Raw genomic sequence first — 21,480 nt, forward strand, 5'->3', positions numbered from 1 at the left:
CGACTCTGTATTCGGTGCATTTTTCTCTATGAAATAGTTATTTATTTTTATGTACACTTATAAAATCTTGTTGCAAAAGTCAACCTGCTATATAATTATAAAGAAATATATTTTTCAAAATCTGTCCGTTGTAATATTTCGCAGACATTTGCCTGTTATAATATCCGCAAAAGCAAAGGAAGTTGAGGGATTTTTGAGATTTACCATATATCATATAAAGAATGGAGGTGCATGATTTTGAATCCTAAATTACTGATCGTTGATGATGAACGCGGTATTGTTGATATGATACAGAGTTATTTTCAAACACGATATGATATTCTGACCGCTTATAGCGGCCAAGAAGCACTCAAAAAAGTAGCCTACAAACCAGATTTAATTTTATTAGACATCAATATGCCTGGAATGGATGGCCTGACTGTATGCCAGAAGATACGGGAACACATAGCCTGTCCCATTCTTTTTTTGACTGCTCGTATTGAATCCAGCGATAAGATTATTGGATTTCAGGCCGGGGCGGATGATTATATCGTCAAGCCCTTTGATTTGGATGAATTGGGGGCGCGTATTGCTGCACATTTGCGCCGTGAGCAGCGACGCCAAAATAATTCGGCAGTACGCTTCTTTGGTGAATTGATACTGGACTATTCCGCCCGAACAGTTACAATCAATAATCAGAACATCCCGCTATCTAAGAGGGAGTTTGAGATTGTAGAACTTTTATCCCTCAATGCAGGACAGGTTTTTGATCGTGAGCGGATTTATGAGCGTGTGTGGGGATTAGATGGGGACGGAAACAGCGATACAATTATGGAGCATATCCGGAAAATACGCGCTAAATTTGCAGCACATACATTGCACAATTACATTGAAACAGTTTGGGGGTGTGGGTATCGGTGGAACGCCTAAAAAATATGGGACTAAAGAAATCTTTCCTGTTATTATCCCTCTCCTGTTTAGCGGTGGCATTTCTCCTGCTTGGTGCGGTTATCTTTCTTTGCCGTGGCATTGAAAACTATTATCCTTTAGGCGGTGTAGAAATCCTATCGGATGGTTCAATCGTACCCCTGCCATCTCCTACGGCGTCACAACAGCGCATTTTGGCTATCCTAAATATTGTGCAGACGCTTTCCTGTATTCTTTTCCCGGTAGGTGGATTGATTGTTTCAGTCTTTCTTTTTTATTATCTCAAATTGAAGCAGCCTATTTCCTGCCTGCAAAATGGCATTATGCGGATTCAGAATAATGATCTGGATTTTTCGCTGCCGATTTTGTCTTACGATGAAATGGGACAACTATGTGCTGCCTTTGAAGAAATGCGGAGTGAACTTCTGAAATCGAATCGGCTGTTGTGGCAACAGGCCGAGGAACGCAAACGGCTCAATGCCGCATTTTCCCATGATCTGCGTAACCCGATTACGGTATTAAAAGGAAGTGTAAAACTTTTACGGCAAGGTATTCAGGACGAACAGACCATAGACCGGCTGGAAAGTTACACTTTACGGATTGAGCAGTATGTAGAAGCTATGAGCAGTGTTCAAAAGTTGGAACAACTCTCTGTTAAGCCAAAAGAAATCAGACTATCCGTTTTGCAGAGTGAATTGCAGGAAACAGCACGACTGTTGGCGCTATCCAAAAAAGTTTCTGTTTTAGTCCCATCAGGCGGAACTGTTTGTATAGATCACGGGCTATTTCTTACCGTAGCGGAAAATCTGATTGGAAATGCGGCGCGATTTGCAGAAAAAGCAATCTCTATTCAAATAACGCTGCAAAATGATTCTATGACCTTGAATGTAGAAGATGATGGTGCTGGTTATCCGCTGTCTCTCGTGCAGAATGGGCCAAACCCTTTTGAAACGACAAGTAGTAATTCCTCACATTTCGGAATGGGGCTTTACAGCAGCAGAATTTTATGTGAAAAACATGGTGGCCGATTGATTTTGGAAAATAGGGTTGGGGGCGGTGCATCCGCAACTGCTATTTTTCATTTCGTGTAATCCTTGAGCGATTTTTGAGATTTATCATTTACACTCTCCTTATACCACAAATAAGGAGAGTGTTTTTTATGAATATTGAGGCAAAGAATTTATCAAAGATTTATGGTGACGGTGAAAACCGAGTGGTGGCTTTGGATCATGCGAATCTCGAAATTGTATCCAGTGATTTTATTTCTATTATGGGACCATCTGGAAGCGGAAAAAGTACCCTGCTTCATTTGCTTTCCGGCTTGGATAAGCCATCTTCCGGCTCGCTGACCTATGATGGTAAAGATATTTACAGTTACAGCGATAAGGAGTTGTCGGCATTCCGCCGGAAGCGGATTGGATTTATTTTTCAGCAATTTAATCTGCTTCCGGTTCTGACGGCGAAAGAAAATATTATCATGCCTCTTTTGCTGGATAAACAAAAACCGGATGAAGCATACCTGAAACAGCTTACAGAACTGCTTGGCATTCAGGGCCGCTTGGAACATCTGCCCCATGAGTTATCCGGCGGCCAGCAGCAGCGTGTAGCCATCGCCCGCGCTTTGATTGCAAAGCCGGATGTAATTTTTGCTGATGAGCCTACGGGAAATCTGGACAGCAAAAGCGGCGGCGAAGTCATGGAACTGCTTCAAAATGTATGGAAAAAGATGGGTAAAGCTCTCGTTGTCATTACCCATGACAGCCGTATTGCGCGAATGGCAGACCGCCAGTTTCAGATCGTAGATGGTGTGCTTGCGGAGGTGACAGCGAAATGAAATCTTATCGTACATTAGCATTGAAAGAACTACTGTCCCAAAAAGTCACTTCTATTCTTATTTTGATTGCCGTTGTGCTGTCTACTATGATGACAACCATTGTAGGACAATCCATTGGCGTACTTAGTGCAATGCGGGAACAGCAGGCCATCGCTATCGGAGGAAACCGATATGCCACTTTTTTGCAGATGAATGCAGAGCAGCTTCATGCACTGGAACAGGATGAGCGTCTTTCCTATGTAGGCAAATCTATTTATATGGGAAGTTTAGAACTCTCCCCATCTCTTACTCTTGGTTTGATGGAATATTGGGATGATACTGCCGCTATCTATCCATCCAGTACCAGTGTAGAAGAAGGTCGTCTGCCGGAAGCCCCGATGGAAATAGCGCTTTCTGAAGATATTCTGAAATATCTTGGCTTTGAGGGCGGTATTGGAGATAAGATTACACTTTCACTGCAAAAAAATCTTCGCCACAACATTGCGGACAGCTATTCCTATACAGCAGAATTTGTTCTTACAGGGATATTGAAAAATAACTACTTGGGATATACAAGCGGCACTGTTACGGGAGTTGTAGGGGAAGGAACTGCTGAACAACTTTTAACGGAATCTTATATTTATTACAATGTGGATATTCGGACTGCCGATAAAAAGAATTTTCAAGCAGTTGTCGATGACATCAATAAGGAATTTAATATCCATGAGCTTGATACCAGCTATAATATTGTATATTTGAACGCCTTGGGAATTTCCTATACTGCAAATTCCGAGGGTGCTAATGATAAGGGATTCTCTTTTATGACAGTCGCAGGGATATTAGTGGGTACTTTGATTTTGCTGGCTGCTGGTCTTGTGATTTACAACATTCTGAAAATATCTGTATCAAAACGGATAAAGGGATATGGAACACTTCGGGCTATTGGAGGCGAAAAAGGACAGCTTTATCAGATCATTGTAATTGAAGTAATCCTATTGTGCCTGATGGGGATTCCTATTGGTATGCTTCTTGGTTTCCTGAGTGCCAGAGGAATTTTAGAGGCAGCTACCGGCCTGGTTTCCCCTGAATTGTTCTTGGTTCAGGATGCTTCTGAATTGAAAACTCTAATAGCAGAGAACAGTTCTTTGAATGGAACCTTACTGGTTTTAAGCGGAGCAATCACTTTGGCGTTTGCGTTGTTTGCAGCATTACCAGCAGCCAGATCAGCCGCAAGGGTATCTCCCATTATGGCGATGTCTGGAACAAATCTAAAAATTCGGCGCAGAAAGCGTAAAACAAAGAAAATCCATCATTTTGAAGCATATTATGCCCGCCTGAACTTAAAGAGAAATAAAGGCCGTACTGCAATTACAATTTTGTCCCTTGTTATGAGTATCACGGTTTTTATTGCCCTGCAAGGGTTTTCCTCTCTCCTGAACGCTGCAAGCGCCCTGCAAGATAATCATGTAGGAGATTATCAGATCACAAATGAAAGTATTGGATTTACCACAGATGATCTGAACACTTTGCGGAAAAATGAAGCTGTGCAAAGTGTAGCCGCCATACAATTTTCGCTTTACGAACAAAATGAAAATGGGCTGCTCGATGAAATCAGTCTTGAATTTCAACTGAAACCCGGCGAAACTTTTCAGGTTGTCGGATTGAACAATGAATATTGGGATTATTTTATGGGGGATCAATTACCAGAAGAACAGCTTGGACAACTGAAATCAGGGAACGCCTGTATAGTAAGGAATCCTATTCCCATGAGCTACGGCGAAGATGTTCTTGAATTTACAAATATAGAGGCCGGAGAAAGCATCTGTGTTGCGGGAATGGAGCTGAATGTTTTGAAAACCTTGGATGGCTATGACGGTTATCTTGGTATTGGAAATGGCGGTTTCACAAATGGTGTTCAAGTGATCGTTGATGATGCTATCTATGAACGCCTGACGGGAAAAGATACCTATTCAGAGTTTTTGCCTACACTGAACGAGGGTGCTGACAGGGAAAACTTTGATACATTTATCGAGGCGTTTTGTAACAGAATACCGGGGACAACATTCTTGTCATATGAAGAAACCGACCAGCAACTAAAAGAGAGCTTTGCACAAATTCAAATGCTGGCATGGGGGCTGATTCTTTTCGTTGGCCTGATTGGTATTCTTAATATCATCAATACCGTTTACACAAATATTCACACCAGAGTAACAGAAATCGGTATGCAGCGGGCCATTGGAATGAGTGCCGATAGCCTTTATAAAACTTTCCTTTGGGAAGGTGCATATTACGGAATCATTGCCTCTGTGATTGGAAGCGTGCTGGGATATGTTTGTACGATCTTCATTGAGGCGGCCACGAGCGACACCATCCAGCTTGTTGCAATCCCTGTCATGCCCATTCTTGAAGCAACCCTCTTGGCAGTAGGAGCTTGCTTGCTGGCAACAGCAATTCCGCTACGGAAAATTTCAAAAATGAATATTGTGGATTCGATTGAAACGGTTGAGTAGAACACTATTTTTTGAACTGTCCGAACTTTCTAATATTTTGTGGACATTTAGGTTTTAGAATGACCTTATCAGTGAAAGCAGGTGGATAAAGAAGCTTTTGTCTATTTGCTGTGCTGATTCTGGTACAGTTGGCGGCCACTGGCACAACAGTTTTCCGCATTTACCCCAAGCAAAGGAGGCGAACAATATGGGCAAAATTTTAATATTATCCGTCACTGACCACGAAGAACATATACTCAATAAAATTATGGAAACTATCGCAAACGAGCCGAAGCTTAACCATATTGCGCCTCCTCTCCCTTGCAACATTCTTTCTTTTAAAAATCTGGAAATTCGGCTAAAGGAGCAGACAGTATCCTGCAGAGGTCAACTTGTTACTCTGACTCACCATGAGTTTGCTGTCCTTACATATCTGGCTCGTCATCCCAGCTGGGTATTCTCAGCCAGCCAGATTTATGAGGCCGTATGGGATAGAGACGGTGAACACTGCGGCACCGCCGTTGCCAGTGTCATCGGTCAGATCCGGCGCAAGTTGACGCCGGATACACCAAAGAGTGGCTATATTCGCACTGTACTGGGTAGTGGATATAAATTTGAATCCGTGATACAGGAAATGCCGGACATAGGCTTATTGGCTCTGTCCGGCGCTTCTTTTTATATAAAATAAGGCTGCAAGTATTGCTTCCTGTATTACTTGAAAAAAACATATATAAATTCGACAAACGGCAGTCTACTCTTCCCCAAATAGACTATTTACAGTTTTGAACCACAAGGCGGTGTAATATCCAATCCTTCAAGAAAGTGTATTCCCCAGTTACACATAGAATCTAATACCGGAATGATACTTTTTCCAAAGGCGGTAAGTGAATACAAGGTTTTAGGTGGTTTTTCTGGAATTACTTCTCTGTGAATCATGCCACATTCTTCCAAATCGCGAAGTTGTTGTGAAAGCATTTTAGGTGTGGCTTTTGGAATTAAGCGTTGTAATTCCATGTAGTGCAAAGGTTTTTCTATCAAATGCCAAAGAATGAGAGGTTTATATTTTCCTCCAATCAGAAAAAGTGTGGCTTCCACTGGACAACTAAATTGATCTTTTTGATAATTCATTTTTATATATTCACTCCTTTTTGGGTACTTTCTTTGAGGGAAGTATCTACCTGAAAAGTGCAATCTTGTTATTCTACTGCACCATGTTAAAATTAGTACGACGATTGAACATGTCAACTAAATTATACAGCACCAAGAAAGGATTGACCATGATGAATTTTATTGAGATTGCAAAAAAACGGTATTCTGTACGCAATTACAGTGGCAAAAAAGTGGAGAAAGAGAAGCTTGATAAAATTTTGCAGGCTGCTCATGTTGCACCAACAGCAGCAAACCTACAGCCGGTTCACTTAATTGCAGTAGAAAGCAAAGAGGGACTGGAAAAAATCAGCAAAGGGGCAAATATTTATAATGCTCCTCTTGCAATTATTGTATGTGCAGATCATAACAAAGCATGGGTTCGCCCCTTTGACCAAAAGCAAACCGGAGACATTGACGCAGCTATCCTAACAGACCATATGATGTTGGAGGCAACAGAATTAGGTTTAGGTACCGTATGGGTATGTTACTTTCAGCCTGATGTTATCCGGAAAGAATTTGATTTACCCGATAATTTAGAGCCAATCAATATTTTGGTAATCGGTTATGGAAATGAAGCGCCATCAGATACAGAAAGACATGAACACATGAGGATTCCACTCACTGACTTAGTTTCGTATGAAAAACTGTAACCGAGTATGACTCGATTTCCGAAATACTTCCGAACTATCTTCAACTCATTGCTTCCAAAAATAGTTGATGTTATAATTGCGGGGAAACAACTGAATAAAAGTGTCTTCGGGGCAGGGTGAAATTCCCGATTGGCGGTAAAGTCCGCGAGCGTAAAACGCACGATTTGGTGTAATTCCAAAACCAACAGTATAGTCTGGATGAAAGAAGATATGGTTAGATTTCCGCAGATTTTAAGGGGCTTACTTTCTTTTCTGTGGCCTAATTATAATGTTAACACCCGAAAGACCTTTTCTTTTGGGTGTTAATTTTTTGCCACGGAGGAAAGCAATTATGAACAGTAAAACAAAAAGAGTCACCACTATTGGGATGCTATGTGCGATCACTTATGCCACCATGGTTGTCGGCAGGATTCCGATTATTCTATTCTTAAAGTACGACCCATCCGATGTTATTGTAACTTTGGGCGGCTTTATTTGGGGACCGATGACTTCTTGTATCGTATCTGTCATTGTGGCAATCCTTGAAATGATTACAGTAAGCGATACTGGAATATTAGGTTGTATCATGAATATCGTACAAACACTATCTTTTGCGTGTACGGCATCTGTCATTTACAAAAAAAAGCACACTTTATCTGGTGCAGTGATTGGTCTGGCATCGGGATGGCTCATAACGGTTGTTGTTATGCTGTTGTGGAACTATTTGGTAACACCGCTTTACATGGGGTATCCAAGAGAAGCAGTTGTAGAATTGTTACTTCCTGCCTTTCTTCCATTTAACTTGTTGAAAGGTGGGTTAAATGCATCCATTACCTTTTTACTGTATAAGCCCATAGTTACCGCTTTGAGAAAAAGCGGATATGTTGCTGCTTCGGAAAATGAAGCAAGACAAAAGCATACTGGTCTGCTTATATTGGCAAGTTTTATTATTGTAACTTGTGTTTTGATTATCCTGTCAATGAATGGGATTATATGAGGATTGAAATGAAAGAAAAACTAAATGAGCCTATTTACACACTAACAGGAACCGTTATACATGGCCGAGGTATTGGAAAGCATGTGGGGACACCTACCGCGAACATAGCAATCGAAAAAAAAGATTTTTTGCCAAAGACAGGAGTATATGTGGCAGATATTCTTTTAGGCGATAAGAGATATTACGGTGTTACCCACATTGGGACGCGCCCTACACTTGATAATGATAGCTTTGTTTCAATCGAAACATATATTTTTGATTTTGATAAGGATATATATGGGTGTACGATAACTGTCAACCTATATAAGAAATTGAGGGAAGTCAGAAAATTCAATGAATTATCCTTGCTGCTTGAACAAATTGCGAATGACCGGACAATGGCACAAGAATTTTGGGGATTAAAGCAAACAAATCACACCTTACACATTGATGTTAACCGGCATTGTGTAATATTAGAACAGCAGGAAGTTTATTTATCAACAAACGAATTTGAAGTCCTTTATCTGTTACTGCAATCTCCTCAAACTGCATTCACAAAAGAACAGATTTATGAACAGATTTGGCATGAACCCACAAATAACCATTTGCATGCAGTAGAAAACACGATTTTTCAAATACGAAAAAGGCTAAAGCCATATTGCATGGGACACGAGTATATAAAAACAGTAATTGGCTATGGTTATAAATTCAATTCCGAGTAAGGTGGTAAACACAAGAGCAAATAGCGCCATTCTCAAAATTTTGAAGTCTTCGTGTTCAGCAACCTTTTATAAACAGAAACGGCTCTGATACTATCCCCCAGTTCATTTAGGTTTCACCAAAAACAAGACCACTGCTTATTCATATAGAGAGAAGAAAGGATGTGAACAATATGGGCAAATTTTTAATATTATCCGTTGCAGACCATGAAGAACACATACTCAATAAAATTATGGAAGCCCTTGCAGACGAACCAGAGCTTGACCATATTGCTCTCCCACTCTCGGATGACACTCTCCCCTTTCCGGAGCTTGAGATTCGCCTGAAGGAGCAGGCAGTATTCTGCAGAGGTCAACTTGTTACACTAACTCATCATGAGTTTGCTGTCCTTGCTTATCTGGCTCGCCATCCTGGCTGGGTCTTTTCTGCCAGCCAAATCTATGAGGCTGTGTGGGCTGCGGACGGTGAACACTGCGGTACCGCTGTTGCCAGTGTAATCGGTCAGATCCGTCGCAAGTTGACACCGGATACGCCGAAGGGCGGTTATATCCGGACTGTACTGGGCAGCGGATATAAATTTAACAGTTCTCCATTTTAAGTCAGCAAGAAAGGCTCCGAGGCCATAATGATCTCGGAGCCTTTCTCATTGACTTAAATCTTAAACAACTTAATCGCCTTCAACAAAATAATGCTCAATTCCTGGTACAAATCCTCATCCAGCACACCATCAATAATGGCATACTTGAGCAGCAATGGTCGATACATCTGCAAAATCGTCGTAATGGCATCCTCGTTTCCCGCCTTGGCGCTGAGAAGCAGACATTCAAAATTCATCTCTTGTCACCTCCTTCAATGCTCTTTCTGATTTTCTGAATCGTCCTATAGTAAAGCGCAGCTGCCCCTTTGTAGGACAGTTCAAACTTTACTCCCAGAGTTTCAAAATCTTCTTCCTCCAGCGTTCGAGCCAGAAAGATCTGGCGCTCCCGTTCATTGAGTTTCTGAAGTGCCTCCAGAAGCGCTCCATTTTCAATGACATCCATAAGCGGCAATTTGTCTAAAACCACTTCCTCTGAGCTTGGTTCGGACTCATAGACCACTTCCACAGTACTCTCTATACTGCTGCGCTTATAAAGCTGGATCAAATAATCTTTTCTGCGGCGCTTGACCGCCGAAACTAAATATGCTGTAAACCTGAATTGCAGGTCATCTTCTGCCTGTCCATTGTTCCGTTGCCACATGGCTTTACCTCCAAAAGTCTCAAGAATTTCTATGAATTTCCTGAGCTTCTGGCGGTGACCTGCACCGGACAAAACCTGGCTGTGATAAACAAAAACAGCCAGCTTTGTACCAATGGACAAAACCAGCTGTTCCCTGAATTGCTGCATCGAGCAGTTCAATAGATACCATCCGAGCAGGTGGAGGTTTTTCCTTATGTGGAGAAAACTCTCTCGTCCTGCCTCGACGATATACCCCTATTGAGAGCCGTTCATGAAAAGCCGTGTGTCCTGGAGTTATGAAAGCAATGAACTGCTCGATGTTGTGGAATCCTTTTTCCATAACATCGTTACTCCCTGTCCGCAGTTATGCGGACGGCACACAGGCGGCCTGCATCATCCCCTTTCTTTCGCGATATGGCAGCGCAACGCTGCCGCCCTGCTGATAATTGTTAAATTGTGAAATAATACTTTTTTCAAATGCTATTCCAACTATTCTATGAATCTATGAAATTAAAACAAAAGGCGGCCTTCATCCTTATTGTCAGGATAAAGACCACCCTCTTCTTCCGATTTTCATTGGGTACTGTACTGATCTCATCCCCCCACCTCCACTTATCGAGTTTTCATTGGTTTTGGGATCACTGCCATAATTACAGTGTAACTGACAGTTTTCGGAAACTTTTGGAGTAGCATTGGAGTCGCTTTCGAGTAAAAAGAAAATCATTCGACATTATATGACAAAACAGGCTCTAAAACGGACACACTGCTTTTCAACCTCTCTCAGTGTCCCGCTTTAGAGCCCTTCCTTTATTTTTTAGTTATATCTTCCTCTGTTACCTGGGCTGTATCTGGATGGATATAAATGATCTGGAGTCCTTTCTTCTTGGCATAGTTGACCGTCTGCTGGGTTCCGGACCGCATATTGTGTGCATTATCATAGACAGCTATCATATGCCCGGCCTGCTCCACCATATAGTAATTGCGTTTCTTATAGCTTTCGCTTGAGGGCATTTCGCCCAGCACTAAGACCTTCTCAGCATATCTGCAAATAAAATCCATCCTCTTTCGGTGCCAGTCATCCCAGTCTGCATTGTAACCCTCAAAAGGGAGAGCCAGACACAATTCCACATCTTGATACGCTTGCTGCTCTTTCATACGTAGCAGGAGCTCCGCTGCCCACATATCAACGCCCATTGCTCCTCCAACCCAAAAGCATCGTACTCCCTGATGATAGAGTCGTATGAGTTGCTCCTGCAGACACTTTTTAATCCGTTGGCAGCGTTTATCCTTTTCATTATATTTGAACTTAAATCTGGTCGGTCTGTGACCTGTAATCACACACGAAAAACTGTTCATATAATTCTCCTTTCCTGGCGTACTCCTCTGCATATTATACTTGCCATGGACGAGATAAATCAACCATGACCGCTTAATAATCCATGTCATAGCGGATAAAATGTAACTATAGCATGGAGGTGACGCATGGAAAATCTACTGAAAGATATGGGTAAACGGATCTTCGACCGGAGGAAACAACTAAATATGACCCAAGAAACTCTGGCAGAGCTGGCTCATGTCACACCACAGACCATCTCCACCGCAGAATTGGGTCAAAAGGCTATGCGGCCTGAGACGATCCTCAAAGTCTGTGATGCACTTCACATCAGCACCGAGTATTTGTTGCGAGGCGTCATCACAGAAACAGATTCCTCCCTTCTTATGGAGAAGATTTCCACACTAACACCCAAACAATACAGGCATTTTGAAGATATTTTAGACAGTTTTATCGCGGCCATACAGGAAGAGGCATAGGAGCATCGCTGGCTCCCATGCCTCTTTTGATTATCCCCGGCTGCGGAATGCAGACAAGGCACCAGCAATCAGTCTGCGTGTCCTATCGTCCATTTCCGAATCATCGTCCACTTCCTGTGCAGTTGAAGGCATCACAGGCGCTACGGGCCCCTCAACCAATCTGGCTGTGATCGCCTGCTCTTTTGCTTTTTCCTGTCCCATACCTTCCTGCCGCAAAATCTCTTTGACGATAGCCACTACCGCTTCTTTGCTGATAATAGAAGCATTTAGTGGCTGCGGCTCCTGCCCAAAGTGCTCATTATAGTAGACCACTGCATTTGCCACATATTGCGCTTTTGTGCGGGGACTCTGTAACTCCAGTAATCCAATGGCAGTCTCGTGTATGGGATCGCCCTCATTAAAGCGCAGCGTAAACCGTCCTCGTTCTTTTTTCTCGCCCATACCATCACCTGCCTGCTGTTTCAATCCGGTACAGATACTCATAGCCATCCGCATTTGCATTGATTTTCGGTACGAAGAATGGTGTTCCCACCTTGCCCGAAGTTTCGATCTGCCGCTTCAAAAGAATGGCGCCACCGCCTACAAATACTACCTTGCAATATTGCAAGTCCAACATTCGCTCCCGCAGCGTGCTGAACAGGTCATTGATAAATTCCTGCGCCATCTGTTCTGTCAGCCGTATGGCTGCATCCGGATATTGAGTCTTTTTTCCCATCAGGATAGCGTCCACATCTCCTTCATCCAACAGCAGGTCCAGCTCCGAATTCACCTTTGAACGCACCTTATTGTACAACAGAATTACACCATTTTCTAACGAATCACAGGAGGTAAGGTCAATCTCTCCATTTTTCATCAGCAGATAGTCAGCCGTAAACCCGCCAATATCCAGAATCACCGCTTTGGGTTCCTCCACGAGCGTGTGAAGCATGGTGGCTGCTGCTGCGTAAGCCTGGGGGAAGCAGGCCGCATCTTCAATATAGATGGAATACGGCTTCCCCTGCATCTCAAACCCTATCACTCCTCGCTGTCTGAAGTATTGTGTGAACCGTTCCACCTGGGCGCCAAAGTGTGCCGGCGGCAGTCCAACTGCCAGTTGGATACGCTGAACCTCCGAGGAATATGCCCCCCTCGCTTCAATCTCTCCAGCCAGAGCAAATAGGGTCAGGATAAAGAAGCGATCATCCTCCGTTTTATCTTTCCGATAAGGAATCCGCTCAGTAGACAGCGTATAGTAGGTATTCTGATACCTCAGCACATTCTGTCCAAAGGGACGGGTGACACTCTGCTTCAGACCGGACACAAAGGGGTTGCAATGAACCGTTTTAATTTGTTTGTTGCCATGATCAACGCCAATAAGCATATGTAATGCCTCCTTTTTGCTTTATACATATCCTTTACGCCTATATGACGCCTATTCTCAACAATCACACACTATTTTCTAAAAACAAAAAGCAGGAGACCCATCATAAAGGTTTCCCGCTTTTGGCTGCTTCATAATGTGCGCAGCTAATATATATTTGATTGTTCTATTCTGCCATACCCTGCGGAACTTCAAATTTGTATCCGCTCCCCAAAACAGTACGGATATAACCCGCTTTCGGCATATCCGGTGTCAGTTTTCTGCGGATCTGACCAATGACGCTGGCAACGGCTGTTCCGCAGTTTTCACCATCCTCACCCCATACTTCTTCATAAATCTGCCCGGCAGAAAATACCCAGGACGGGTGGTTTGCCAAGTATACCAATGTCGCAAATTCCCGATGGGTCATAGAAATTAACTCGCCGTTTCGGTGTACCGTTCTCTCCTTCAAGCGAAGCTCCAATCCCGGAAAAACAAGAGTATTACAAGGATGAGATGACACAATATGGTCAAATCCTGGCTCGGCTGCAATAATCTCCATAATTCTGCTAAGTATGTATTCTTCATGGTCTGTTACCGACAATACAAAGATTTTTCCCATATGTCCCTCCCTTATTCATAATTAGAATGCTGATACCCTGCAGCCAATATAAAGTTTACTTGTTTATTTCAGTAATAACGACTGTTCCGTTTTTATCCAGCAAAGGGGTAATCCCCGTATCATGGACAAGGTAGTTTACACCTGTTTCGGTGTCTACAACAATACTCAAGGAAGTTCCCTGTGTATAGATTGTTTCAAAGCGCTTTTCTTTGTTTGCCATAGTAATCCACTCCTTTGCATAGTGTAAGGTATCAGCATTTCTAATTTATTACTCTATGATAAAGGCCAAATGTTGCAAAAATCTCCTAATCGCTTTCTTTTTCGGCAAGAAAACAGGCGGAATTGCTTCATTTTTGTAGCAATTCAATTTTCATCTCATTTCAGGCCGAAGAATAACCCGTTTGAATAAGAACATTGTTGCACCAAAATAGGTCAGGTAGATTGCACAGAATAGCAGAATCGTCACCAGACCATAAAGAGGTACAAGTCCCTGCTGCAAGATTGCTTCTCCGAAAAAGAACTGTGCCCCTGTGATCAGCAAAACCGTCAGTAAAAGAGGGAATAGCAGTGGGATCAAAAAGACTGTGGACAGTTCCCTGCGGATCAGGGAAGCCTGCCTGCGGCCCGGTACACCCAAACGGTCAATGACTGCATAATTCTTCTGGTTTTTGTCTATGGCAGAAAGCTGCTCAAATGCAAGAACCGAGCAGGATAGAATGATAAAAATAATGCTTAAATACAATCCGCAGAACGAAATGGCTGTAAATCCAGTCAGCGAATTGGCAACGCCCCACGCCTTTACTGTAACACCCATCGTTACTTTTTCCGGGAGCTGTTGACCTGCCTGCAATTCCGGCTGCCATTTCCCACTGTTCAGGAATTGCTTCAAGTCGCTTTTCAATTCCGGGTATCCGCCATCTTCCAGTTTCATCGCCAGACGGATTTTTTCTCCGACGAATTGTGAAGCTGCTTCATCCGGCAGAACAAGTACATATCCCTTCGTTCCGGCCATTTGATACTGCTCCATCGGCTCCGTCAGAATCGGTGTCTCTGCAATAGTCAAGGTTCGACCATTTAATGTGATCTCTGGCTGCTGCTTCAAGCCCTGCCGGATTCCGTCCATATAGTTCCATGTATCACAATGAACCAAAAACTCGTTGTCGCTCATGGAAACAGGAGAAAGTCCCAAAATCTCACGCAGGTGGTTATAGTCGGACAAGGACAAGGCTTCGATCGGTTTTTCAGGAACCGCATACAGATAATAGCTCACAGAATCCTCGACTCCACAATGCTCCTCTGTAAAGGAAACGATGGAATCCATGCTGGATTTCTCCAAAGGTGCATCAATCGCCACGCCTGCATCATAGGGATAGTAGGCTTTCATGTTGGCTTTGTAGCCTGCTCCCATTGTAAGCCCCACAAACATGGTTGCCAGGGATATGGTTAAAAGAATCGCCACCACAGCCATTGTCCGGCCAGCAGAATGGATGCGCCGCCCAATCTGCCCCAGGAAGAACAGATTTTCTTCTTTGTACTTATGGCGCAGATTTTGTTTTGCAAATCGGTGCAACAAAAGCGGAATCTGGCGATGCAGCTCGTAAACACCCACCAGAATGAGCAGGCAGGCTCCGCCAAGGTACAAAAATGCTTCATTGGTTTGTGTCTGAAGCATCCGCCCAAGCAAAATCACGCCTGCAACCATTGCAGCGATTGAGAGCAATACTACCAAAAGACTATGGCGGAATGATTTGAAACGGTATTCTTCATTCTTGCGGTTATCATACAGCAGATCGATTACTTTCTGATGCCGGATAATCTTTGCTGCTCGGAGCATCCCAAAACCATACATCAAGGCAAAAAACAAAAATGTTACTGCCCATGCCTGGAGAGAAAAGGAAACCTGATAGGTATGCGGCACCTCAAAGATATTTTTTACCACCTGATTCAGCAAACCGGAAAGCCCTGTGCCAACCAAAGAACCAAGCAGAAAGGCCCCAGTGCCGATGATACTGTTTTCAGCAAGGAACAAATTCCGTACTGTCTTTGATTCCATGCCAATCAATTCGTAGGTTGCAAACTCCTTTTTCCGTCGTCCCAGCATAAAGCGGATCGCATAACCGATCACAAACGAGGACATAAAAGCAACCAGAGCTGACATAAGCAGAATTCCAGTAGTCAGCATCGACATATTTTCTGCCATAGCAAGAACATCTGATGAAAAGCCCAATGCCAAAAATGAGTACATCAATGCCGCAGTCAAGGTAAGCGTCACAAAGTAAATGATATAATCCCGCAGGCTTCTGCGAATATTTTGAATTGCTAACTTCCAGTACATCATCACACCCCCTCAATCTGAATTGGATGTGGATTTGCTGAATAATATCCATGTGCTGATATAATAGCAAACCAAAAGCAAAATAAGTACAGCGACCGTAATGCCCACTTGCAGGAGCAATTTATCAAATCCAATATAAGAAGCAATCTCATTTGAGACAGATTGAATAAAATAAGCTACCACAACGAAGGATACAATAACCGCTACTGTAATCGGTAAACCAAACCACACTCTAAGCTGTTTTCGCATCAATTTCTTTATATCGGATTCCTCTGTCCCCAATTTACGCAAAACTCCAAAACGATATTTATATTTTCCTGCATCTAAGAGTTGCTGCAAAGAAAGTATTGTGAGGCACATTACCATTAAAACCACAGCGCCATAAATCATCGCTGTCTTTAGAATGAAGTTCATACCCTTTGTTTCATTGATTTGCAGCGTACTCAATCGAATGGAATACCCAACACCCTTTTCCGAAAGTTCTGGATAGACCTTTATAAACCTGTTTTCTAAGGCCGCTGCATCTGAGTAGGAAAGTTCTTTTGATGTCTGGATATAACGGTTCCGCTTGACAGAAAGAAGGTTTTGACAAACACTATCTGGAAATACATATACAACTTGTGTATAGGAATTGTATAAGGTTTCGCCCATTGCCTCTTGATAACTGGCCTGTTCAGAAAGCGTTAACCTTCCTACATCGGTATCTACCACTGCATGACTGCGTATAAATTCTTCTTGTTCATCCGTTGTTGCAGTTGTATGCCATTGGGTCGTAAACTCATTTTCTTCAAGCGTAATAGCCTCATATCCCAGCATTTCCCTGATAGCATTATAATCGCTAAGAGAAATAGCAACCACAGGAAATTCATGTTTTACACGGTCATGAAAATCTTCACAATTTGGAAGATAAAGGCTAAAGGCACAGTCTGCGCTTACCGCAATTCCTTCTTCCGTCAAAAAATCTGTGACCGCTTCATAATCGCCTGTTGGCAAATCCTTTTTTTCGTACACATCATTATATCGGGAATTGATCTGAACATCATACATGGAGCGACTATCCAAATACCCCGTACTCCATTCTGTCAGTACTGGTGCGATAATGAACATAAGAATGGCTATTGTCAGCGTAATGCAAATCAAGGTCATTGTTTTTGTCGTTGTTGTGAGCTTGGATATGATCTGTCCAAAGAAAAACAGGTTATTACCTTGATACCTGTGTGCAGGGGATTTGCTTTTCCATGCAACAATCGCGCTGCTGGACAGATAAATAATTCCGCATATCAAAAAAAGTAAATCTGCAACAACGAACAGCAAATATTGATTGATCGTACCAGCGCCCAGAGTTAGATAATACTTGCTTTCAAAAACCGGTACGAGAGCTGCAAGTACAGTATTTGGAACTGTGCAGGCTAAGAGACCGATAAGCAAAGTTTGCAATGTCCATACTTTCTTTTTGAGTAGCCAAACGAACGACCACAGCAGGGTGAGCGCCGGAAAAATGATATTTCCCCAAAACAAGATGTGGAGAGGAAAAGCAAATCGTGGATCAAAGAAAAAGATCATCTTTTGAATCCCTGTTTCCAACATCCATATAGAAAGCACCAAGTAGATCACAAGGATTGTCGGTATAAACCGGTTCTTCTTCAAATCAGGTTCATTTTGTCTGTCCGCAGACAGCATATCAATAATCTTGATCTTACGAATAGTACGGACATTGAACAGTCCAACCACGAAAAAACTGATTGTGAAAAAGCCGACTGTCCAAAGAACGGTATCGGGGAACAGTGTCCATGTCAGCTCATAACTATGACCATAGGAAGCGAGCAGCATAGCGGACATAAATTGCGAACACAACACACCAAGAGCAATACCAAGAGCAATAGATATAGCCCCCATCAAAAAAGTTTCTGCAAAAAAGAGCCAGCCGATTGTTTTTTGCTCCATCCCCATAATAGATTGTACGGCAAATTCCTTTTGCTTGCGCCGCAGCATATAGCTGTTTACATAGCGTATCAGGAACAATAACAACAGCGTGATCGCACAGACCGCCAATTTGATACCATCACTAAACGCTGTAATTTCATAAGCAGTTCCAATATCTGGCTGGTAGTAGCTGCTCGATATAGATAGAAACGCATAAAACAAAGTAACGCAGATCGTCAAGGTAACAATATAGATTAGATAGTCCTTTGCAGAGCGTTTCGCATTTCTAAAAATCAATTTAGCGTACATCGCTCATGCCTCCTCCCATCATGGTGAGGACATCCAGGATTTTTTCAAAGAAAGTCCTGCGGGAATCACCACCCTTACGGATTTCCATAAAGATTGCCCCGTCCCTCATAAAGAGAATACGATTGGCATAGCTTGCCGAGAAAGCATCGTGTGTCACCATCAGGATCGTGGCTCCGAGATCTTCGTTGATACTCTGGATCGTCGAGAGCAGCATCTGGGACGAGTGACTGTCTAACGCACCGGTGGGTTCATCCGCCAAAATCAGCTTAGGCTGGTTGATAATGGCTCTGGCACAGGCGCACCGCTGCTTCTGGCCGCCGGACACCTGATAGGGGTACTTATCCAGAATATCCGTGATATTCAGCTTTCCGGCCATTTCCCGCACCCGCCCATCAATCTCGCCTGCGGGAACCTTGTTGATGGTCAGCGCCAGGGCTATGTTTTCCGAAATGGTCAGCGTGTCCAGCAGGTTAAAATCCTGGAACACAAATCCAAGATTTTCCCGGCGAAACCGGGCAATTTGTTTTTCATTGATTTCCGTCACATCGGTTCCATCCAGATAGATATGTCCCGCACTGACGGTATCAATGGTGGAAATACAGTTGAGCAGGGTAGTCTTGCCGGAACCGGATGCTCCCATGATTCCTACAAATTCTCCCTCTTGAACGGAAAAGCTGATGTCCTGAATTGCTTTTGTAACATTCCCGCCATTTCCGTAATATTTTTGGATATGATCCAGTTTCAAAATTTCTTTCATTTTTATCACCTCTGATCTCTATTGTAAAATAAGAGCGGCTTCGTTTGTATCAAGTTTTCTTACAAAGTTCTAACAAAAATGTAAGAAGTGCAGAACGCTTTTCAGTCCTGCACTTCATGAATCAGACAGTTGATGTGAAAAGAAAGGGAAACGGCTGTGCCATGTTCCGACGATTCCGCCGCAATGCCAATGCCCAGCTTTTCACAAAGCCGTTTGCACAGATACAGACCAATTCCTGTGGATTGCTGAATCTTGCGACCGTTCTGGCCTGTAAATCCCTTTTCAAAAATACGGGGCAGATCGGACGCAGCAATTCCGATTCCATTGTCCTCCACGACAAGGACAACCTGATCTTGCCGTTTATGAGTAGAAATGCGGAGAACCGGTTGTTCCGTACGATACTTGACCGCATTGGCAATCAGTTGGTTCAGAATAAAGCGCACCCACTTTTCATCTGAATAAACCGTGTCCTGCATTTCCTCCACTTCCAGACGCATACCACCTTGGAGCAGCAGATATTTATTATCTGCAATCGCCTGATGCACCACTTGGGACAGTGCCATTTCCCGGACAGAATAATCTTTCTCTGTATGCTCACTGCGGGCGTAATAAAGAGCCTGTTCGGTAAAACGGTTGGTCTTTTCCAGTTCCAGCAGAAGTTCCTTTGTCCAGTCCGTCCGGTGGTTTTCACATAGGAGTTTCATGGCAGTAATGGGCGTTTTGATTTCGTGAATCCATTGCTCAATGTATTCTTTGTACTCCAGGCGTTCCCGCTCGACTTCTCCAATCTGTTCCAACATGGATTTTCCAGCCATTTTCAAAAGCTGATAGTAAACCTGATCCTCGGCCTGTTCCGGCAGCTCCATCACTTCGGAAATGAGGTATCTTTCGGAAAGCTGCTCCGCCATATCCAGAAGTTTTTTCATCTGCCGCTTCCGTTTCCAGTAAGTGAGGACAAGTCCCGTCAGCAAAATCAATGCCCATACAATCAGGATCAATACTACTGCGGAAACCGAATTGCCGCACACCAGCAGAAATACAGTGAGTGCAGCCATACAAACAAGGTTTGTCAGCAGAAATGGCAGCCTGTTTTTCCAATATCGTCTGCTGTTCATATCGTGTACCCCTGTCGGTGCTTTGTCTTGATAAAATCCGTCAGACCGATGCCCGCCAGTTTTTCCCGGATGCGGTTGATATTGACGCTCAAAGCATTGTCATCCACATATAGCTGATTGTCCCACAAATACTCAATCATATCTCCGCGAGAACAGATTTTTCCACCGTTCTTGAACAGGTAATAGAGAATTTTCAATTCGTTCTTGGTAAGTTCTACGCTCTGTCCATGATAGTCCAAACTGCTGGATTCCAGACGCAGCACCGCATCTCCATAGACGATCTGTTCCCGTTGCTGTGTGGGATAGGCTTTTTTCAACAGAGAAGCGATTTTCGCAAGCAGGATCGCTGTGTTATAGGGCTTCGTGATAAAAGCGTCTCCGCCCAGCATAATGCTATTCAGCTCGTCCATATCCGTGTTGCAGCTTGTCACAAAGATGATTGGCACTTCGGAAAATGTGCGAATCTCGGTGCAGAGAGAAAAGCCACTGGTCCCCGGCAGTTTGATGTCCAGCAAAATCAAGTGTGGCTGCTCGGCTTTGATCCGGTCGATCACATCAGCAAATTTCTCCGGAGCCACCGTTTCATAGCCGTTGCTTTGCAGCAGCGTTTTCAATTCATTCCGTATCAACGGATCATCTTCTATTATCAATATTTTTTCTTTCATATCAGCCTCCGTAAAAAAATACGATATGCAGTTGCTCATTCTCCCATTGACATTCGAATAAGTCAAGTATATATGTTAAAGCAAACTACCCTTTAAGCCTTTTTTGAAAACCAGTACAGCTCTTTCGGTTCCCCAAAAAGACATCGTAACAAGTCGATAGCTTTCCTTTTCCATTTCTTCTATTTTTGCATTGATTTTCTCTGTTACATTTTCCACGGTAATTCCTTCTACTAATTCTGTCCGATACATTATATTTTACCTCCATAAGCACTCAATTCAAAACCAATTTGCTTTTTCTGCTTTGAATTGAGGGGTATCGCCTTCCTGGTATGGATTATAGGTATTGCGATTACACCCAAATTCTTTTAATGCCTTTATTTTATTATCCTCTGTCCATTCAACCAGCGAGATTCCATCAAATTCCTCTATACTTCCATTGTTCATTTCATTTTTGAAATACCACTCCACAATCGTTTGATCTCCCTTATGAAAAAATTGCTTGATTTCCCAAATGACCACCTTGCCACGGGTATTCCATTCCTGAAACCAATGCTTTACTGTTTTTCGGTTGTTATACTGGGGACTCCAGCTTTCTGTATAGATCACATCTTCTGTAAAAATATCATCAATCCCCATATCCTGCTGATTGAGCCACATATCAAACCATAATCGGATTGTTTTTTCTCGTTCATTCATGATATAAA

26 protein-coding genes and 1 riboswitch are annotated in these 21,480 nt (G+C 43.0%); of the genes, 10 read left to right on the top strand and 16 right to left on the bottom strand.

Translation table 11 applies throughout. The features are described 5' to 3' along the window. Nucleotides 1–237: 237 nt before the first annotated feature. The 5 genes from WMO62_RS10220 (at nucleotide 238) to WMO62_RS10240 (ending at nucleotide 5,896) form a co-directional block, all read left to right on the top strand. Nucleotides 238–909 carry a response regulator transcription factor gene (locus tag WMO62_RS10220; RefSeq protein WP_431833075.1) on the top strand — a complete coding sequence of 224 codons (672 nt, stop codon included), beginning with the start codon at nucleotides 238–240 and terminating at the stop codon, nucleotides 907–909. Continuing rightward, nucleotides 897–1,997 (top strand): HAMP domain-containing sensor histidine kinase, encoded by a 1,101-nt coding sequence (locus WMO62_RS10225; RefSeq protein WP_204987124.1) that lies wholly within the window; start codon nucleotides 897–899, stop codon nucleotides 1,995–1,997. Before WMO62_RS10220 ends, WMO62_RS10225 begins: the two co-directional genes overlap by 13 nt. A 68-nt stretch (nucleotides 1,998–2,065) precedes the next feature. After that, nucleotides 2,066–2,740 carry an ABC transporter ATP-binding protein gene (locus tag WMO62_RS10230; RefSeq protein WP_148336085.1) on the top strand — a complete coding sequence of 225 codons (675 nt, stop codon included), beginning with the start codon at nucleotides 2,066–2,068 and terminating at the stop codon, nucleotides 2,738–2,740. Further along, on the top strand, nucleotides 2,737–5,229 hold the full coding sequence (locus WMO62_RS10235) for an ABC transporter permease (protein ID WP_227589417.1): 2,493 nt from the start codon (nucleotides 2,737–2,739) through the stop codon (nucleotides 5,227–5,229). The genes WMO62_RS10230 and WMO62_RS10235 overlap by 4 nt, the downstream gene beginning before the upstream one ends. 187 nt (nucleotides 5,230–5,416) lie before the next feature. Continuing rightward, a complete protein-coding gene (locus WMO62_RS10240) occupies nucleotides 5,417–5,896 on the top strand; it encodes a winged helix-turn-helix domain-containing protein (RefSeq protein ID WP_349144598.1) in 480 nt (159 codons plus the stop codon). An 86-nt stretch (nucleotides 5,897–5,982) separates the two neighbouring features. Here the strand turns inward: WMO62_RS10240 and WMO62_RS10245 are convergent, their stop codons facing one another. Then, on the bottom strand, nucleotides 5,983–6,336 hold the full coding sequence (locus WMO62_RS10245) for a winged helix-turn-helix transcriptional regulator (protein WP_118024187.1): 354 nt from the start codon (nucleotides 6,334–6,336) through the stop codon (nucleotides 5,983–5,985). A 152-nt stretch (nucleotides 6,337–6,488) separates the two neighbouring features. Here WMO62_RS10245 and WMO62_RS10250 point away from each other — a divergent pair, with 152 nt between their 5' ends. The 4 genes from WMO62_RS10250 to WMO62_RS10265 all read left to right on the top strand — a co-directional run bounded on the left by WMO62_RS10250 (nucleotide 6,489) and on the right by WMO62_RS10265 (nucleotide 9,280). Next, nucleotides 6,489–7,007 (top strand): nitroreductase family protein, encoded by a 519-nt coding sequence (locus tag WMO62_RS10250; protein ID WP_227589419.1) that lies wholly within the window; start codon nucleotides 6,489–6,491, stop codon nucleotides 7,005–7,007. A 98-nt stretch (nucleotides 7,008–7,105) separates the two neighbouring features. Beyond that, a riboswitch (FMN riboswitch) is annotated at nucleotides 7,106–7,221 on the top strand. Between the two features lie 117 nt (nucleotides 7,222–7,338). After that, on the top strand, nucleotides 7,339–7,983 hold the full coding sequence (locus WMO62_RS10255) for an ECF transporter S component (protein WP_227589420.1): 645 nt from the start codon (nucleotides 7,339–7,341) through the stop codon (nucleotides 7,981–7,983). Nucleotides 7,984–7,991: 8 nt separating this feature from the next. Then, a complete protein-coding gene (locus WMO62_RS10260; protein WP_227589421.1) occupies nucleotides 7,992–8,684 on the top strand; it encodes a riboflavin kinase in 693 nt (230 codons plus the stop codon). 170 nt (nucleotides 8,685–8,854) lie between these two features. Next, nucleotides 8,855–9,280, top strand: a complete 426-nt coding sequence (locus WMO62_RS10265; RefSeq protein ID WP_029465888.1) for a winged helix-turn-helix domain-containing protein — start codon at nucleotides 8,855–8,857, stop codon at nucleotides 9,278–9,280. A gap of 53 nt (nucleotides 9,281–9,333) precedes the next feature. Here WMO62_RS10265 and WMO62_RS10270 read toward each other — a convergent pair whose 3' ends face one another. The 4 genes from WMO62_RS10270 to WMO62_RS10285 all read right to left on the bottom strand — a co-directional run bounded on the left by WMO62_RS10270 (nucleotide 9,334) and on the right by WMO62_RS10285 (nucleotide 11,255). Beyond that, a complete protein-coding gene (locus tag WMO62_RS10270) occupies nucleotides 9,334–9,516 on the bottom strand; it encodes a helix-turn-helix domain-containing protein (protein WP_025529780.1) in 183 nt (60 codons plus the stop codon). Beyond that, the gene (locus WMO62_RS10275; RefSeq protein ID WP_227589422.1) at nucleotides 9,513–9,920 is read right to left on the bottom strand and encodes a sigma-70 family RNA polymerase sigma factor; all 408 of its coding nucleotides are present in this window, start codon (nucleotides 9,918–9,920) and stop codon (nucleotides 9,513–9,515) included. Before WMO62_RS10275 ends, WMO62_RS10270 begins: the two co-directional genes overlap by 4 nt. Before the next feature lie 19 nt (nucleotides 9,921–9,939). Then, nucleotides 9,940–10,239 (bottom strand): hypothetical protein, encoded by a 300-nt coding sequence (locus WMO62_RS10280; protein ID WP_227589423.1) that lies wholly within the window; start codon nucleotides 10,237–10,239, stop codon nucleotides 9,940–9,942. Nucleotides 10,240–10,706: 467 nt separating this feature from the next. Further along, the gene (locus WMO62_RS10285; protein ID WP_118560398.1) at nucleotides 10,707–11,255 is read right to left on the bottom strand and encodes an SLOG family protein; all 549 of its coding nucleotides are present in this window, start codon (nucleotides 11,253–11,255) and stop codon (nucleotides 10,707–10,709) included. A gap of 126 nt (nucleotides 11,256–11,381) precedes the next feature. Here WMO62_RS10285 and WMO62_RS10290 point away from each other — a divergent pair, with 126 nt between their 5' ends. Next, complete coding sequence (locus tag WMO62_RS10290; protein WP_003501971.1) at nucleotides 11,382–11,711, top strand: helix-turn-helix domain-containing protein; 330 nt, start codon at nucleotides 11,382–11,384, stop codon at nucleotides 11,709–11,711. Nucleotides 11,712–11,741: 30 nt separating this feature from the next. Here WMO62_RS10290 and WMO62_RS10295 read toward each other — a convergent pair whose 3' ends face one another. The 11 genes from WMO62_RS10295 to WMO62_RS10345 all read right to left on the bottom strand — a co-directional run bounded on the left by WMO62_RS10295 (nucleotide 11,742) and on the right by WMO62_RS10345 (nucleotide 21,472). Next, the gene (locus WMO62_RS10295) at nucleotides 11,742–12,194 is read right to left on the bottom strand and encodes a hypothetical protein (RefSeq protein WP_253057963.1); all 453 of its coding nucleotides are present in this window, start codon (nucleotides 12,192–12,194) and stop codon (nucleotides 11,742–11,744) included. After that, nucleotides 12,157–13,071, bottom strand: a complete 915-nt coding sequence (locus tag WMO62_RS10300; RefSeq protein ID WP_227589425.1) for a ParM/StbA family protein — start codon at nucleotides 13,069–13,071, stop codon at nucleotides 12,157–12,159. Before WMO62_RS10300 ends, WMO62_RS10295 begins: the two co-directional genes overlap by 38 nt. Before the next feature lie 166 nt (nucleotides 13,072–13,237). After that, on the bottom strand, nucleotides 13,238–13,672 hold the full coding sequence (locus WMO62_RS10305; protein ID WP_029465871.1) for a winged helix-turn-helix domain-containing protein: 435 nt from the start codon (nucleotides 13,670–13,672) through the stop codon (nucleotides 13,238–13,240). Nucleotides 13,673–13,727: 55 nt separating this feature from the next. After that, complete coding sequence (locus tag WMO62_RS10310; protein ID WP_117497604.1) at nucleotides 13,728–13,892, bottom strand: DUF6440 family protein; 165 nt, start codon at nucleotides 13,890–13,892, stop codon at nucleotides 13,728–13,730. Between the two features lie 150 nt (nucleotides 13,893–14,042). After that, entirely contained in the window at nucleotides 14,043–16,007 is a 1,965-nt protein-coding gene (locus tag WMO62_RS10315; RefSeq protein WP_227589426.1) for an ABC transporter permease, read from the bottom strand. A gap of 12 nt (nucleotides 16,008–16,019) precedes the next feature. Continuing rightward, nucleotides 16,020–18,239, bottom strand: a complete 2,220-nt coding sequence (locus tag WMO62_RS10320; RefSeq protein WP_227589427.1) for an FtsX-like permease family protein — start codon at nucleotides 18,237–18,239, stop codon at nucleotides 16,020–16,022. Further along, a complete protein-coding gene (locus tag WMO62_RS10325) occupies nucleotides 18,229–18,996 on the bottom strand; it encodes an ABC transporter ATP-binding protein (protein ID WP_004840998.1) in 768 nt (255 codons plus the stop codon). Before WMO62_RS10325 ends, WMO62_RS10320 begins: the two co-directional genes overlap by 11 nt. A gap of 101 nt (nucleotides 18,997–19,097) precedes the next feature. After that, entirely contained in the window at nucleotides 19,098–20,111 is a 1,014-nt protein-coding gene (locus WMO62_RS10330; RefSeq protein WP_227589428.1) for a sensor histidine kinase, read from the bottom strand. Beyond that, a complete protein-coding gene (locus tag WMO62_RS10335; protein ID WP_148336070.1) occupies nucleotides 20,108–20,776 on the bottom strand; it encodes a response regulator transcription factor in 669 nt (222 codons plus the stop codon). The genes WMO62_RS10330 and WMO62_RS10335 overlap by 4 nt, the downstream gene beginning before the upstream one ends. Nucleotides 20,777–20,851: 75 nt before the next feature. Next, nucleotides 20,852–21,025: a hypothetical protein gene (locus WMO62_RS10340; protein ID WP_158575090.1), complete on the bottom strand. Its 174-nt coding sequence runs from the start codon at nucleotides 21,023–21,025 to the stop codon at nucleotides 20,852–20,854. A gap of 27 nt (nucleotides 21,026–21,052) precedes the next feature. Then, nucleotides 21,053–21,472: a nuclear transport factor 2 family protein gene (locus WMO62_RS10345; RefSeq protein ID WP_004841005.1), complete on the bottom strand. Its 420-nt coding sequence runs from the start codon at nucleotides 21,470–21,472 to the stop codon at nucleotides 21,053–21,055. Nucleotides 21,473–21,480 lie beyond the last annotated feature (8 nt).

The sequence above is a fragment of the Hominiventricola aquisgranensis genome (assembly GCF_040096225.1).
Classification (GTDB): Bacteria; Bacillota; Clostridia; order Lachnospirales; family Lachnospiraceae; genus Hominiventricola; species Hominiventricola aquisgranensis.